This window comes from Salinifilum aidingensis (assembly GCF_054782015.1).
Genome location: NZ_BAAGTH010000017.1, coordinates 78,314 through 93,172, shown reverse-complemented (window position 1 = coordinate 93,172; position 14,859 = coordinate 78,314). Strand labels below are relative to the sequence as shown.

Annotated in this window: 14 protein-coding genes, 1 other RNA gene and 2 pseudogenes; 6 read left to right on the top strand and 11 right to left on the bottom strand. The window is 73.9% G+C overall.

The genetic code is table 11. The features are described from left to right. Positions 1-92 precede the first annotated feature (92 nt). The 7 genes and pseudogenes from ACYVJE_RS20325 to cobC all read right to left on the bottom strand — a co-directional run. Positions 93-453, bottom strand: a pseudogene (locus ACYVJE_RS20325) (hypothetical protein); the annotation flags it as partial. Between the two features lie 6 nt (positions 454-459). Further along, entirely contained in the window at positions 460-744 is a 285-nt protein-coding gene (locus tag ACYVJE_RS20320; protein ID WP_459158920.1) for a hypothetical protein, read from the bottom strand. 490 nt (positions 745-1,234) lie between these two features. Continuing rightward, positions 1,235-1,641: RNase P RNA component class A (gene rnpB / locus ACYVJE_RS20315), an RNA gene on the bottom strand. Positions 1,642-1,703: 62 nt separating this feature from the next. Next, the gene (locus ACYVJE_RS20310; RefSeq protein WP_459158919.1) at positions 1,704-2,873 is read right to left on the bottom strand and encodes a bifunctional RNase H/acid phosphatase; all 1,170 of its coding nucleotides are present in this window, start codon (positions 2,871-2,873) and stop codon (positions 1,704-1,706) included. Further along, the gene (locus ACYVJE_RS20305; protein ID WP_459158918.1) at positions 2,873-3,601 is read right to left on the bottom strand and encodes a zinc ribbon domain-containing protein; all 729 of its coding nucleotides are present in this window, start codon (positions 3,599-3,601) and stop codon (positions 2,873-2,875) included. Before ACYVJE_RS20305 ends, ACYVJE_RS20310 begins: the two co-directional genes overlap by 1 nt. After that, on the bottom strand, positions 3,598-4,467 hold the full coding sequence (locus ACYVJE_RS20300; protein WP_461145704.1) for a Nif3-like dinuclear metal center hexameric protein: 870 nt from the start codon (positions 4,465-4,467) through the stop codon (positions 3,598-3,600). The genes ACYVJE_RS20305 and ACYVJE_RS20300 overlap by 4 nt, the downstream gene beginning before the upstream one ends. 11 nt (positions 4,468-4,478) lie before the next feature. After that, on the bottom strand, positions 4,479-5,525 hold the full coding sequence (cobC, locus tag ACYVJE_RS20295; RefSeq protein WP_461145703.1) for an Rv2231c family pyridoxal phosphate-dependent protein CobC: 1,047 nt from the start codon (positions 5,523-5,525) through the stop codon (positions 4,479-4,481). A 133-nt stretch (positions 5,526-5,658) separates the two neighbouring features. On the opposite strand from cobC, the gene ACYVJE_RS20290 reads away from it, so the two are divergent. From ACYVJE_RS20290 to ACYVJE_RS20280, 3 genes are read left to right on the top strand one after another with little or no spacing between them, the layout of a single operon-like run. Next, positions 5,659-6,066: a low molecular weight protein-tyrosine-phosphatase gene (locus tag ACYVJE_RS20290; protein WP_461145719.1), complete on the top strand. Its 408-nt coding sequence runs from the start codon at positions 5,659-5,661 to the stop codon at positions 6,064-6,066. 52 nt (positions 6,067-6,118) lie between these two features. Further along, complete coding sequence (locus tag ACYVJE_RS20285) at positions 6,119-6,982, top strand: fructosamine kinase family protein (RefSeq protein WP_459158915.1); 864 nt, start codon at positions 6,119-6,121, stop codon at positions 6,980-6,982. 49 nt (positions 6,983-7,031) lie between these two features. Next, complete coding sequence (locus ACYVJE_RS20280; protein ID WP_461145702.1) at positions 7,032-8,003, top strand: SURF1 family cytochrome oxidase biogenesis protein; 972 nt, start codon at positions 7,032-7,034, stop codon at positions 8,001-8,003. A 465-nt stretch (positions 8,004-8,468) separates the two neighbouring features. Here ACYVJE_RS20280 and ACYVJE_RS20275 read toward each other — a convergent pair whose 3' ends face one another. From ACYVJE_RS20275 to ACYVJE_RS20265, 3 genes and pseudogenes are all read right to left on the bottom strand, one after another. Then, positions 8,469-9,116: a dihydrofolate reductase family protein gene (locus ACYVJE_RS20275; RefSeq protein ID WP_461145701.1), complete on the bottom strand. Its 648-nt coding sequence runs from the start codon at positions 9,114-9,116 to the stop codon at positions 8,469-8,471. Between the two features lie 452 nt (positions 9,117-9,568). Then, complete coding sequence (locus ACYVJE_RS20270; RefSeq protein ID WP_461145720.1) at positions 9,569-9,727, bottom strand: PIN domain-containing protein; 159 nt, start codon at positions 9,725-9,727, stop codon at positions 9,569-9,571. 190 nt (positions 9,728-9,917) lie between these two features. After that, positions 9,918-9,983: pseudogene (locus ACYVJE_RS20265) on the bottom strand (hypothetical protein); the annotation flags it as partial. A gap of 248 nt (positions 9,984-10,231) precedes the next feature. Between ACYVJE_RS20265 and ACYVJE_RS20260 the strand changes: the two are divergent. Next, positions 10,232-10,708: a hypothetical protein gene (locus ACYVJE_RS20260; protein WP_461145700.1), complete on the top strand. Its 477-nt coding sequence runs from the start codon at positions 10,232-10,234 to the stop codon at positions 10,706-10,708. A gap of 58 nt (positions 10,709-10,766) precedes the next feature. Here the strand turns inward: ACYVJE_RS20260 and ACYVJE_RS20255 are convergent, their stop codons facing one another. Further along, complete coding sequence (locus ACYVJE_RS20255) at positions 10,767-11,819, bottom strand: cobalamin biosynthesis protein (RefSeq protein ID WP_461145699.1); 1,053 nt, start codon at positions 11,817-11,819, stop codon at positions 10,767-10,769. A gap of 141 nt (positions 11,820-11,960) precedes the next feature. On the opposite strand from ACYVJE_RS20255, the gene ACYVJE_RS20250 reads away from it, so the two are divergent. Both ACYVJE_RS20250 and ACYVJE_RS20245 read left to right on the top strand, forming a co-directional pair. Then, positions 11,961-13,616 (top strand): TIGR02677 family protein, encoded by a 1,656-nt coding sequence (locus ACYVJE_RS20250; protein WP_461145698.1) that lies wholly within the window; start codon positions 11,961-11,963, stop codon positions 13,614-13,616. Then, complete coding sequence (locus tag ACYVJE_RS20245; protein WP_461145697.1) at positions 13,613-14,845, top strand: TIGR02678 family protein; 1,233 nt, start codon at positions 13,613-13,615, stop codon at positions 14,843-14,845. The genes ACYVJE_RS20250 and ACYVJE_RS20245 overlap by 4 nt, the downstream gene beginning before the upstream one ends. Positions 14,846-14,859 lie beyond the last annotated feature (14 nt).

The window sequence follows — 14,859 nt, the reverse complement described above, 5'->3', positions numbered from 1 at the left end:
CCTGCGCTGCGCGCGCTGGGCCGATTGGCGCTGGACCTGCTGCCGCTGGGCACGCGCAGCGCGGGAACGCCTCCGCGAGGACTGTTTGGACTGGGGGCGGTGCGAGTTCACCCGGATGCGTGCAGCACTGGCCGCTCCTCCCTGGCCCGACGTCTTCTCCCTGGGGGCGGTGAGCTCGCGCAGCCACATCGTCATCACCGCGCCGAGCGGGCGCTCGTGGCTGATCCGCGAGCAGATCACCCGCGTGAGCAGGATGGTGATGACCACCGCCCAGGCGGTGGAGAAGAAACCGAACCCGATGTTCATCCGGCGCTCGATGGCGAGCACCAGCAGAAAGATGACGATGCCCACGCCCCAGGCCACGTACCGGGCCCGCCAGGGGAACGTGGCCTTCGGCGGGCCGAGCCAGACGGCGTCGACGCGGTAGATCTCGTCGTCGGTGCGCACCCGCACTGCCGGTCACCCGCTCGTGCTGAACAGCCCGGCGATGAACGTGCCGAGGTCCACGCCGGCGCCGGTGACCGCCAACCCGATGATCGCCAGGGCGACGAAAACACCGCCGACGCGCCGCATGACGCCCGCGTTGTCGCCCTTGCCGCCGCCGAGCCACAGCAGCAGCAGCGCCACGGCCAGCAGCAGCAGGGGAAGCAGGTTGTCCAGGATCCAGCTGCGCAACCCACCCGTGTCGAGCTGCGTCTGCTGGGCGACTATGTCCAGTTGTGCGGCGAGCGACATGGCGGTCATCGGTTACCCCTGCGTGCGCACGACGTCATCGGACCTCCTCCACCGGCCGGAGGTGATCCGGCGGCGACACGAGTAGAACATGACATCGTGATCGGAAATAGTGGTCTGCAGTTCCGGATGTCGGGTGATCCCGGTGATCTTGACACTGATCCAAGAGTAGCGTTCGCCGCGGCCTCCCACCCAGAGGGGCGCGGGGCGATGTGACCCGATCTGCCGCGAGCGAACGGGGATTTTCGCCCGAAACGACGCATCGTTCCCGACATCGCACGCTCGGCGCCCCGGTTCGGAACCGTTTTCACATTCCCGCTGCGTCATTCGTGCGAGACCAACACCATTCCGCCGGGAGCTCGGCGTGCACCACCCGACGCACCGGGGGTCCGGGGGAGGAACACCGACCGCACCGAGCGGGGTCGGGGACGGGCACCGACGCGCCGGAGCGGCGGCCCGGGAGAACGGGCCCGGCCGCGGAGCGCACCGGCGGTGGGGGAACGGGATGAGTCGGCCTGTAAGCCGGATTCTGTGCCCGGTCCGCGCCGCGCGCGAGCACCGGGCGGTGGCCATCCATCTCGGCCTGCCGTTGCCGGCAGGCTCCAGCGGCCTACCCGCGGACATCGGGCGGGCAGCCCTCGAGCGTCCGCGCAGGTGCCTGCGGCACCCTCTTGGCCTTGCTCCGGGTGGGGTTTACCGAGCCACCCCGGTCACCCGGGGTGCTGGTGGTCTCTTACACCACCGTTTCACCCTTACCCGGTCCACGACCGGGCGGTCTGTTTTCTGTGGCACTTTCCCGCGGGTCGCCCCGGGTCGCTGTTGGCGACCACCCTGCCCTGCGGAGTCCGGACTTTCCTCGACGGGTCCGCGTCCGCGGACGCGGCCCGACGCGGCCACCCGGCCGGCTCATCCCGTCCGCCCAGTCTAGCCCGCCCGCCCCGGCCCGCGCCGCGGGCCGGGGCGGGCCCCGCTCAGGACCAGTGCGAGATGTCGTTGACCAACCGCACCGACGCGTTGCCGTCCGGGTAGTGCTCCACGACCGACAGCGAGGCCAGGTCCAGGTGCAGCCGGTAGAACACGCCGGGACCGACGTCCAGCGCCCGGCGCAGCAGGGCCTTGATCGGCGTGACGTGGCTGACCACGACGACCGTGCGGCCCGCGTAGCGCTGCAGCAGGTCGTCGCAGGCGGCCGAGACCCGCTCCGCGACGTGCTCCAGGCTCTCCCCGCCCGGCGGGGCCACCGTCGGGTCGCCGAGCCACCGGCCGTGCAGCTCGGGGTAGCGCTCGCTCGTCTCGGCGAAGGTGAGGCCTTCCCACTCGCCGAAGTCGGTCTCGACCAACCCGTCGCGGAGCTCGCAGGTGCCGCCCGTCGCGGCTGCCACCTCGTCGGCGGTCTGCCGCGTGCGCACCAGCGGCGAGGCCACGATCGGCGCGGGGTCCCCGTCCGGCCCGGCCACCCCGGTCATCTTCGCCAGCCGCTCGGCCGCGGCCCGCGCCTGGCTCCGCCCCAGCTCCGTCAGCTCGACGTCCCCGCGCCCCGAGTAGCGCTTGTCCACCGACATCGACGTCTGCCCGTGCCGCAGCAGCAGCAACCGGGTCGGCGCACCGACGGCCCCGAGCCAGTCGCCCGCCCGCTGCTCCGGGGCGGACCGGGCCGCCGCGCCCTCGGAGGCGGGCGCAGCGGTGGCCGGTGCCGCGGGCACCTCCGGGAGCACCGCCTCCCGCTCGGTGATGTCCTCGCCGTCCATGGCGGCGTTGGCCAGCCGGTCGGCGTGCTTGTTCTGCTCCCGCGGCACCCAGACGAACTCCGGCCCCGGCAGCTCGGCGACGAGCTGCTTGGCCTGGGCGGCCAGCGGCTGCAGGTTCTCGTGCTTGACCCGCCAGCGGCCCGCCATCTGCTCGACGACGAGCTTGGAGTCCATGCGCACGGTCAACGACTCCGGATCGCAGTCGCGGGCCGCGCGCAGGCCCTCGATGAGCCCCTGGTACTCGGCCACGTTGTTCGTGGCCACGCCGAGCTGCTCCGCGCGCTCGGCGAGCACCTCACCGGTGTCGGCGTCGCGCACCACGGCCCCGCAGCCGGCCAGCCCCGGGTTGCCGCGCGAACCGCCGTCGGCCTCGACGATCAGCCGCCGCCCCATCAGTCCCCCTTGGCCCGCACCAGGATGGCGCCGCAGTCCTCGTGCCGCACCACGTCGTCGGCCGCGGCCTCGCGCACCTCGGAGAGGGCGGCGCGGTCGAGCTCCAGCCGGCAGGCGCCGCAGCGGCTGCCCTCCAGCCGGCCCACTCCGACACCGCGCTGGCCGCGGATCCGCTCGTAGAGGTTGAGCAGCTGCTCGGGCACCTGCTGGACGATCGACTGACGCTCCGCGGTGCGCTTGGCCTCCGCGCTGTCCAAATCGGCCACTTCCTCGTCGCGGCGCCGCTGGGCGTCCGCCAGGCGCTCCTCGGCGGCCCGCACCGCTTCGTCCGCTTTGGACACGTTGGTCTCCAGCGCCTCGCGGCGCTCCATCACCTCGAGCAGCTCGTCCTCGAGCACGCCCTGCCGCCGCGCGAGCGACTGCAGTTCGCTCTCCAGGTCCTCGGCCTGCTTGGCCGACGTGCTGGACTCCAGGACCTGGCGGTCCCGGCTCTCCCGGGAGCGGACCTGCTCCACCTCGCTCTCCAACCGCTTGACCTCGCGGTCGATGTCTCCGTGCGAGGTCTGCGCCACGACGAGGTCGTCGCGCTTGGCGCGCAGGTCCCCTTCTGCTTCGCCGATCTCCTCGAGCTCGGGAAGTGTTCGGCGCCGATGGGTGATCCGGTTGAGTTCGGCGTCCACCCCGGCGAGGTCGAGCAGCCGGCGCTGAACGGCGGGATCGGCTTTCACGCGGACGTCCTTCCTGTACTCGCTGTATCGGCGGCGACCGCACCGGCGTGCACCGTCCACGGATCGGTGCGGCGAGCGGAAACCCGGACCTCGACACTATCGGCCAGGGCCGCGCGCAGGTCGTCGGCGGCCCGGCCGCACCAGGGCCACTCGCTGGCCCAGTGGGCCACGTCCACCAGGGCGGGCACCTCGGTGCCCGGGAGCTCGGCCTGCGCCAGGTGCTCGGCGGCGGGGTGGTGCCGCAGGTCCGCGGTCACGTACGCGTCCACGCCCGCGCGGTGGGCCGCGGCCAGGTGCGCATCGCCCGATCCCCCGCAGACGGCCACGGTGCTGATGACGCGCTCGGGGTCACCGCCCCCGCGCACGCCCCACGCGGTCGCCGGCAGGCGCTCGGCGACCCGCTCGACGAACGCGGCGAACGGTTCCGGTTCGGGCAGATGTCCGATGCGGCCGAGCCCCGTCCCGGAGTCCTCGGCGTGCGGCGCCAGCGGCGCGCTCGGCACGACCCCGAGCGCCTCGGCCAGCGCGTCCGACACGCCGCGGCGCGCCGTGTCGGCGTTGGTGTGCGCGCAGTACAGACCCGCGCCCTGGCGGATCAGCCGGTGGACGAGGCGCCCCTTGTGGTCGTCGGCGGGCACGCCGTGCACCCCGCGCAGCAGCAGCGGGTGGTGCGCCACGAGCAGATCGGCGCCGGACTCGACCGCTTCGGCCACCGTGGCCTCGACCGGGTCCACGCAGAACAGCACGCGCCGCACCGGCGCGTCGGGATCGCCGCACACCAGGCCCACGGCGTCCCAGTCCTCCGCCAGGCGCGGCGGGTAGGCGGTCTCCAGCGCCGCCACCACGTCCCGCATCCGTACCGCCATCCGATGTCCTTTCACTGACCGAGGATGTCCCGCAGCGCGGAGGTCAACAACGCGTTGTCCGCCGCGCCGCGCACCGCGACCCGGAAGTGGTCCTCGTCCAGGCCGGGGAAGGTGTCGGCGCGCCGCACGGCGATGCCGCGCTCGCGCAGCGCCGCCCGCACCTTGGCACCATTCTCCGCCCGGACCAGCAGGAACGACGAGGTGGCCGGTCCGACCACGGAGACACCCGCGATGCCGGCGAGTTCGGCCCGCAGCTGCTCCCGCGCGCCGGCGATCTCCCGCGCGGCCCGGTCGGCCTCGGCGACCGCCCCGCCGGTGCAGCAGGCCTGCACCGCCTCGAGCACGAGCGTGCTGACCGGCCAATGTGGACGGGCGGTGTGCATGCGGGCGAGCACCTCCGGTGCGCCCAGCGCGTAGCCGGCGCGCAACCCCGGGATGCCCCACATCTTGGTGAGGCTGCGCAGCACGAGCAGACCGGAGTCCGCGCAGCCCGCCACCGACTCCGGTTCGCCCGGCACGGTGTCGGCGAACGCCTCGTCGACCACCACGGTCCGCCCCGGCCGCAGCAGGCGGCGGACCTCCTCGGCGGGGTGCAGCACCGAGGTGGGGTTGGTGGGGTTGCCGAGGACGACGAGGTCGGCCTCCTCCGGCACGTGCTCGGCGCGCAGCCGGTAGCCGTCGGCGGCGTCCAGCACCGCGCGGGTGACCGGCACGCCCGCGGTGCGCAGCGCCACCTCGGGCTCGGTGAACGAGGGGTGGACCACCGCGGCCAGCCGCGGCCGCAGCGCCGCCAGCAGGGTGAACCCCTCGGCCGCACCGGCCAGCACGAGCGCCTCGTCCGGGTCCCGGCCGTGCCGGTGCGCCAGGGCCTCGCGCGCCGCGCGGTCCGCGGCGGCGGAGGGGTACTCGCCCAGCCGGCCGATCGCCGCGGCGAGCCGGGTGCGCAGCCACTCGGGCGGCTGCGGCACGCGCACGTTCACCGCGAAGTCGACGAGTCCCGCCGCGGCGTCGACGTCGCCGTGGTGCCGCAACAGGTCCAAGTCGTCTCCGCTGGTCATCCACGGCAGTCTACCGGCCGCGCGGGACCACCGGCCCCTCCGGCGGCACAGCGCGGAGCGCGCGGGGCGGCTGCGTATCCTCGGCGCCGTGCACATCTCGTTCATCTGCTCGGGCAACATCTGCCGCTCCCCGATGGCCGCCGCGGTGTTCCGCCAGCACCTGCGCGAGGCGGGCCTGGACGGCCTCGTCGAGGTGACCAGCGCGGGCGTCGGACCCTGGCACGCGGGCGAACCCGCCGACCCGCGCGCGGAGGAGGTGCTCGCCGAGCACGGTTACCCGGTGGAGCACACGGCCGCGCAGATGGACGAGCGGCACCTGTCGGCGGACCTGCTGCTGGCCATGGACCACGGCCACCTGCGCGCGGTGCGGCGCGCGGTCGGCGACCCCTCCCGGGTGCACCTGCTGCGCTCGTTCGACCCGGACGCCGGGGAGGACGCCGAGGTGCCCGACCCCTACTACGGTGGCCCGCGCGGTTTCGACGACGTGCTGAAGATGGTGGAGACGGCCATGCCCGGCCTGCTCGACCGGGTCCGCGCCTGAGGCGCGGCAGCGCTCGCGGACCCGCGGTCACCTGCGGCGCGGAAGGGGGAGCATGCGGCCCGAGGAGACGATCGCCGAACTCACCGGCGTCCCCGCGCGCTCGGCGCGCCCGGTCGGCGGCGGGGACACGGCCGCGGCGTTCACCGCCGAGCTCGACGACGGGCGGACCGTCTTCGCCAAGCACGTGCCGCAGTCGATGCCGAACGCGGCCGCGGCCGAGGCCGCCTCGCTGCGCTGGCTCGCCGAGCCCGGCGCGGTGCCGGTGCCCGGGGTGCTCGGTGCGGACGACGAGTGGCTCGTGCTCGAGCACGTCCCCGCCGAATCCGCCTCGCCGGAGGCCGCCGAGGAGCTCGGCCGGGGGCTCGCCCGGCTGCACGCCGCCGGAGCGCCGGCGCACGGGGCTCCGCCCGCGGGCGGGCCCGCCGACGCGTGGATCGGGCTGGCGCCGATGCGCAACGAACCGTGCGCCGACTGGCCCACCTTCTACGCCCAGTTCCGCGTCGAGCCCTACCTGCGTCGCGCGGTGGACACGGGTGCGCTCAGCCGCTCCGACGGCGAGACGGTCGAGCGGGTGTGCGCGCAGCTGCCGGAGCTGGCCGGACCGCCCGAACCGCCGTCCCGGCTGCACGGCGACCTGTGGAGCGGCAACGTGCACTGGTCGCGGCAGGCCTGGATCATCGACCCGGCCGCGCACGGCGGGCACCGCGAGACGGACCTGGCGATGCTGCACCTGTTCGGTTGCCCACACCTGGAGCGGATCATCGCCGGCTACGAGCAGGTGAGCCCGCTCGCCGACGGCTGGCGCGAGCGCATCGGCCTGCACCAGCTGTTCCCGTTGCTGGTGCACACGGTCCTCTTCGGCGCCGGCTTCGGCCGGCAGACCGTCGCCGCCGCGCGGTCGGCGCTGCGCAGCTGAACGATCCCCCTTCGCCCGGGTGCGCGGCCGCCGACCGTACTGTGGGGACGTGCGCCTGAAGTTTCTGCTGCGGCCGGGGTGGCTCGGCACGATCGCGCTGGTCGTGGTGTTCGCGACGCTGTGCTTCACGGTCCTCGCCCCCTGGCAGTTCAGCCGCAACGACGAGCGGCAGCAGCGCAACGACGCGATCTCCGAGTCGTTCCACTCCCCGCCGGAGCCGCTGCGCGAGGTCCTCGCCCCCGGCGAGCGGCCGAGCGCGCGGACCGAGTGGCAGCAGGTCACCGTCCGCGGCCGGTACCTGCCGGAGCACGAGCACCTCGGCTGGCAGCGCACCGTCCACGGCGAGCCGGCGTTCGAAGTGCTCACCCCCTTCCGCACCACCGGCGGAACGGTGCTGCTGATCGACCGCGGCTTCGTGCGCCCCGTCAACGGCACGCGCGCGCCGGACTACGCCGCACCCCCGCGGGGCGAGGTCGCGCTGACCGCGCGGGTCCGCGCGAACGAGCACGACAGCGAGAACCGGCCCGCGTTCGAGCACGACGGGCAGCGCTGGGTGTACGCGATCAACTCCGGCACGGTGGCCGCGGACACCGGCCTGCCCCTGCGGCCGGGCTACTTCGTGCTCGGCGAGGGGCAGCCGGGCGTGCTGTCGCCGCTGCCGCTGCCGCGCCTGGAGTCCGGGCCGTTCTTCTCCTACGCGCTGCAGTGGATCGCCTTCGGCGCCATGGCGGTCATCGCCATCGGCTACCTCGTCTACACCGAATCGCGCGCCGGTCCGACCGGGGCGTTCGGATCCAGCGCGCGCGGTGGCGAGCGGAGCGGCTCGGGCGCGGGCGGTTCCCGCGGCGGCACTTCCGGCGCGCGCGGTGCGCCAGCCCCCCGCGCGAGCGGCAGCAACCGCCGGCGCAGCAAGAAGCGCGCCGTGGCCCAGGCCATCGCCGAGGAGGAGCGGGCCGAAGCCGAGAGAGCCGAAGCCGAGCGCGGTGGCGGAGGGGTGAGCGCCGACCGCGCCGAGCGGTGACGGGCGAAGGCGGCCAGGGCTTGGTCGAGGCGGGGTCGGGATCGCCGGGTACCGGTCAGCCACCCCTCACTGAGATTTTCATCGCATTAGGCATGCGAGACAGCCCTGGTCAGCGCTGTTCCAGCACACAGTCGCAGGTCCCGCCCACCCCGGCCGGGTGGGGGTTCCCTGAGTACACCCGCGCGTCTCGGCCACAGTGGCGCCAGCAGCATGCAGGCCATGTTGCAGACTGACTGTATGCGATTCGTTCAGCAGACGGCGACGCCGGATCCACTCCGGCGCTGACGAGTCGCATTGACATAGACATCGTGCCCCGGAGCTGTGCTTCGGGGTTTTGTCATATCTCGGTGCACGACTCTGGGACACACGACCGAGGAGACCTTCATGAGCCACGACCACCAAGACGTCGTACCTGCATGCCGCGGGCGCCGGTGACAGATCCCACGCCGGCTGGCTGGTCCGGCCTCACTTCCGCCAGAACAGGTGGTGCGTCACGCCGCTCCTCGGGCTGGGCACGACGTCCTGGTGGAACCGGTCGAGCAGCTCATCGGGGGACTCCCACAGCCGGGCCCCGGAGCCAAGCCTCATCGGCGCGACCGCCACATGCAAGGTGTCGACGAGGTCGGCCTCGAGGAACTGCCGGATGATCGTGGCCCCACCGCCAAGCCGGACGTCCTGGCCCTGCGCTGCCTCCTTTGCCTGGGCGAGCACCGCGGCCGGGTCGCCGTCGACGAAGTGGAACGTGGTGTCGGAGAGCGTGAACGACGGGCGCTTGTGGTGCGTCATGACGAACACCGGCGTGTGGAACGGGGGCTCGTCACCCCACCATCCCTGCCACTCGTGGTCCTGCCAGGGCCCGCGCTGCGGCCCGAACTTGTTGCGGCCCATGATCTCGGCACCGATGTTGCGAGCGTAGTCCCGCGTGAAGTAGTCCTCCAGACCTCGGCTGCCGGGTTCGGAGCGGTTGATGGGTGGGTGGTCGGTGGCAAAGGCCCAGGCGAGCAGGTTCCCCGGATCAGCATGGCCGAACGGCTTCTCAAGGCTCTGGCCCTCGCCGGCTCCGAATCCGTCACTCGAAACGGTGAAGTTCTGGACCCGCAGCAACTGGCTCATGTCGCTCCTCCTGCTTCGCGCTTTCTGATCACTTGACGAACGGTAGACCGGCCGGGCCGGGAAAACTCATCGCCGCATCGTGCAGTTCTCATCGAGCTCCCGGTCGACTACGTGCGCCTGTCACGGCGAGACGCCAGCCCGGCCTTTCTCGGCGAGGCCGAGCAATGGCCGCACGCCGAAGAGGTGCTGCGCGAGGCGCTCCGGCTTCGACGGAGCAGTCGCCCGAGACCAGTTCATCGAAGCACTCCATCGAAGCTACTGCGACCGCACCACAACCGTGAACTGGCCAGAACCTCAGCTCGCGTAGGCCGTCAGCGATCTTCGGAATCGGCGGCGCCGAGGTTCCAGGGGCCACAGCACGGCACTGATCATGTGTCAGTGACCGATGGACTACTGAAACGTCTTGATCGAGAAGCCGTCGTGGCCGGTGTGTCTGGCGTTGGGCAGCGCGGTCAGCGGTTCCACGGGTTGAGCAGGCTGATGCCGGTGGCTTCGGAGCCCTCGGTATTGCGGGTGGCGAGCGTCGCCTCTCGCGATGCGCAGATCGCCGCGATCTGCGCATCGGCGGTGGCGATCGGTCGGCCGGCGCTCTCGCGGCCGGCAACGATCACGACTACTCCGGCAGATCGGCCGCGCGGGGCATGTCCCGCCGGGGAGGGATCTCCAGCTCGACACCGCCGATGTCGGCGAAGCGCTCTCGGAACGCTGGGCCAGGTTGGACCGGTCATCCTCGTCACCAGCGAGGGTGCCGGTCAGGATCGTTCGAACTTCGGCCTCCACCGACCGTCCGTGGCGGGCGGCTCGCACCTTCAGGCGGGCAGCCACCTCCTCATCGAGGTCGCGCACGCTGATCGCCGCCACCACCATCACCTCCTGCCAGCAATGCAGACACGAGGTGTTGCTCCGGGCGAGCCCTGCCGAGACGGCCTGCAGGTCGTTCCAGCTGGTGGTCGTGAGGTCGAGCTGGGCGTCCATGTTCAGGTGGAAGCGTCCGCAGGGTCGATGTTGGACCAGAACAAGGCGCTGAAGCACACGGCGGTCTGTTCGCCGAGGAGTTCGGCCCAGGTGAACAGCATCGAGAAGCAACTCGCGTGCCTACCGAAGGGGTGGATCAAGTGAGTGCACACCAGTACGCGGCCACCGCCACGCGCGAAGGCGAGTGGTGGATCGTGCAGGTCGGCGAGCTGGGGACGACCCAGGGACGCAGCGTTGCGGAGGCGCGCACGATGGCCCGGGACTTGGCCGCGACCGTGCTCGACGTGCCGCTCACCGATGTCGACGTGACCGTGACCTTCGAGGTGGGCGGCGCGCTCGAGCAAGAGGTGCAGCAAGCCCGCGAAGCCACCTACGAAGCCGAACTGGCCCAAGCGGAAGCCGCTCGGAGGTACCCGTACCGCAAGGTGGTCGCCGACATGAAGGCCAGTGGCTTGTCGGGCGCTGACATCGCCGCGATCCTCGAGCTGTCCCCGCAGCGCGTGTCGCAACTGGCGAAGCAAACCCCGGACCAGAGCCGCGAGCGCACCGCGGCACTGCAGGACTGGGCCCGTCAGCGAGGTCTGGACGCGCCCGGGCACGAGCACACACCAGCGTGACCCGCACCCCTCTGCGGTGACCCCCGCGGTCAGCACGTGCCGCGTCGGCGCGCTCCCGTCAGCGCCCGCGGCGGTGTGCTCCTGCCGCCAGCGCCACCCCTGCGGCCAGCGCCGCCGAGGCCGCGCCGACGGCGCGGGAGAGCCGCACCGCGCGGGGGACGTCCGCGGCGCCCGCGGCGCGCCCCTGCCCCATGACCGGCCGCTGCTCGGCCCGCTCGGCCGCTTCGCCGGAGGCTTTGCCGGCCGCTTCCGCAGCACCACCGGTAGCAGCACCGCCGGCAACCCCGCCGTCGGCAGCCGGCCCTCCGGCCGGGGCGTTGCGGTAGACGGTGCGCCCGCCGAGGCGCACACCGAGCGCCCCGGCGAACGAGGACTCCAGCTGCCCCGCGTTCGGGCTCGGGTGCGCGGCCGCGTCGCGGCGCCGCGTCCGCCGCGCCTCCGCCGCCGACCCACCGACGAGCGGGGCGCAGGCCGCGGTGAGCACCGCGCCGGCCCGGGAGGGCACCGCGTTCACCGCGTCGTCCAGGCGCGCAGCGGCCCAGCCGAAGTTGCGGTAGTGCGGTGAGACGTGCCCCACCATCGCGTCCAGCGTGTTCACCGCCCGGTAGCCGATCAGCCCGGGCACGCCGGCGACCGCGCCCCACAGCAGCGGGGAGACGACCGCGTCGCCGGTGTTCTCCGCGAGCGATTCGACCGTGGCCCGCGCCAGGCCCTCCTCGTCGAGCAGGGCCGCGTCGCGTCCGCACAGGTGCGCCAGCCGCTCCCGCGCGCCGGGGACGTCCCCGGCGGTGAGCAGGCGCGCCATCGCCGCTCCCTCACCGGCCAGCGAGGAACCGCCGAGCACGGCCCAGGTGGTCGCGGCGGTCAGCGCGGTCTCCGCCACCGGCCGCCGGCGGACCCAGTGCTGCGCCGCGGCGCCGGCTGCGGCACCGCCGCCGGCGAGCACGGCGACGTACCCGGCTCCGACCGCCCGGTGGTCGCGGTGGACGCGCCGCTCCAGCGCGTGCGCCGCGCGTCCGAACAGCGCGACCGGGTGCCCCCGCCGCGGATCCCCGAAGGCGGCGTCGGCCGCTGCCCCCAGCAGCAGCCCGACGGCACGTGCCGTGCTCACCGTGCTGTCCTTCCGTCGGTGGGATCGCCGGCCACCGGGCGCGGCGACCGGCCGCCCACGCTACCCGGCCGGGGGATCGCTCGTGCGCACGCCTGGGCAGGTGCGCAGCGGTGCACCCGGCACCCGTTATCGTGGCGGACCGTGACGGTCCCGGATCACGAAGCGGACGTGCTCCGCGCGGGCGTGGCGGGCACGACCGCACCGGACACCTTCGGCGCCTCCACCGCGCACGCCCCGGAACAGGACGCCGACGGCGCGCGTCGGCTGCACCTGTTCGCCTACCTGCAGGCCCCGGAGCACCGCACGTACCTGGCGATCATGCGGCTGTTCACCTCGACGCTGCTGGCGGACCTCTCGGCCGGCGAAGTGGCCGCGGCGCTGGCGGCGGCCGAGCGGGAGGGGCGCATCGCCCCCGGTGAATCGGGCACCGACACGGTGCTCGACCGCCTGCGGCAGCTCGTGCGCTGGGGCAATCTCGTCGTGGGGCGCCGCGAGACGATCGCGTCGAGCATCTCCGAGTTCCAGCACGGCAGCGTGCGCTACCAGGTGAGCAAGCTGGCCGTGCGGGTGCAGCGCGACGTGGACGCGCTGCTGCGCGTGCCCGAGGGCGCCCGCGAGATCTCCCGCGAGCTGCTGCCCGCGATCGACCGCGGGCTGGGCGCGATCCGCGCGACGCTGGACGAGGCGCTGGACGCCGAGCAGCGCGGGCCGGCGGACGCGGAGCAGGCCACCGAGCGGCTGGCCGAGCAGGTCACCACGGTGTTCCTGCAGCACGCGGAGCTGGCCGCGACCGTCCGCGACTTCTACGCCTACCTCGGGCAGGTGGTCACCCGGCACCAGCTCGCCCCCGAGGAGATCTCCGGGTTCCGCAACCTGCTCGTGGACTACATCCACCGCGTGGTGGAGGACGTGCTGCGGCACACCGAGACGATCGCCGGGGCGCTGACCGCGCTGGCGGACCGGCGCGGCGAGCTGCTGCGGCTGCTGGGCCCGGCGGAGGGGTTCGGCGCCGACACCGAGCGGGCGCGCGGGCGCACCGCGGCCGACTGGCAGGAGCTGACCGACTGGTTCGTCGACGCGCCCGGACGGCCCAGCCAGGTCGCCGCGCTGCGGGAGGCGACCGCCCGGGCCATCGGATCGCTGCTGGCGACGGTCAAGCGCGCCACCTCCGGCGGCGGGATCGTGCCGGGGCGGCGCGCGGAGCTGCTCACCCTGGCGCGGTGGTTCGCCGACTCCGGCACCGAGCAGGCGCACCAGCTGGCCTCCGCGGCGTTCGGCCTGCACTCGGCGCGGCACCTGCTGCCCGCGCCGGACTACGACAGCGACAACGAGTCGGTGCCGTGGCGGGACGGCCCGGTGCTGGACGTGACGGTCAGCGTGCGCGGCCGCGGCGACCGGGGTGCGCGGGGGCGCACCTCGCGGGTGGTGGACGACCCGATGACCGAGCACACCCTGCTGGCCGAAGCGCGCGAGGCCGACCAGCGGCGCGGTGCCGCGGCGGCGGAGCTGGCCGCGGCGGGGCAGGACCTGCAGGCGCACGCGCTGTCGTCCGAGGCGCTGGGCATGCTGTGCGAGCTGCTCACCCTGGCCATGGCCCAGCGGGAGACGCCGGAGGAGACGGGCACCGCCGTCGACCCGGTGCACCGGCTGCGCGTGGTGGTGCGGCCGCGGCCCGGGGCGCGGACGCGGGTCCGCAGCGGGGCGGGCACGCTGACGCTGGCGGACACGGAACTGGACGTGCTCGGCGGGACCCCTGCGGGCGGCGAAACCGGGGGGCAGCAGGAGGCGGTGTCATGAGCGCGGGCGAGACCGACCCGGTGCCCGGCTTCGCCGAGCTGTCCGACATCGACGCGGCGAACGTGGTGCGCTGCGCGCGCGTGCTGCTGCGCCGCCCGCTGGTGCGCTCGGGCGGAGCGGACGGCGAGCTGCTGCCGCTGATGTACCACCACCGGTCGGTGCTGCAGGAGCTCTTCGGCGCGCTGCTCGGCTACCGGCTGGTGGTGGAGCGCCGGTTCGCGCGGCTGGTCAAGGCGGGCGCGGGCGCCGACGGCACCCGCGGCGATCCGTCGCTGACCCCGCGCGGCTACGCCTACGTCGCCCTGGCCCTGGCCGCGCTGACCGGCATCGGCCGCCAGGTGCTGCTCTCGCGGCTGGTCAGCGACATCCGCGCGGCGGCGGCCGAGGCGGGCGTGCCGATCACCGACGACCAGGCCGACCGCCGGGTGCTCACCGCGGCGCTGCGCCACCTCGTCGCGCTGGGCGTGATCACCGAGACCGAGGGGACGGTCTCGGCCGAGTCCTCCTCGGAAGCGCTCATCACGATCGACACGGACCTGCTGGGCCAGATCGCGGTCGGCCCGATCGGCGCGGCCTCCTCGCCGGAGGAGCTGATCGAGACCGCGGCCGCGCCGCCGGCGGACTCCCCGGAGCACGCGGTGCGCCGGCGGTTGGTGGAGGATCCCGCGGTGCTCTACTCCGACCTGCCCGCCGAGCAGGCGCGGTGGCTGCGCAACCGGTTGGGCCGGGAGTCGCACCTGCTGGAGCGGTTCTTCGGGCTCGTCGCCGAGTCCCGCTGGGAAGGCGTCGTGGTCACCGACCCGGAGGACTACCTCACCGACGTCGTCTTCCCCGGCCCGAGCACGGTCGCCCGCATCGCGCTGCTGGCGCTGCCGCGGCTGCTGTCCGGCGAGCCCCGCGGGGACGGCCGCCACCCGGTCACCCGGCGGGAGCTGTCCGAGACCTGCCGCGAACTCGTCGAGGAGCACCCGTCGGCGTGGTCGCGGCAGGCGACGGAGGACCACGAGCGGCTGGTCGACAGCGTGCTGTCCCTGCTGCGGCGCCTCGGCCTGATCACCGCGAGCGGGCAGGACTGGTTGTTGAGCCCCGCCGCGCACCGGTGGCTGCCGCGGGCGGACGCCTCGCCGACCGGGCGCGAGGCCGAACCACCGCCCGAGCCGGAACCGGCCGATCTGCCCTTGTTCGACGCCGCGGAACTGGCCGCGGGGAAAGAGGACGCGCAACGTTGACTTCCTCCTCGCCC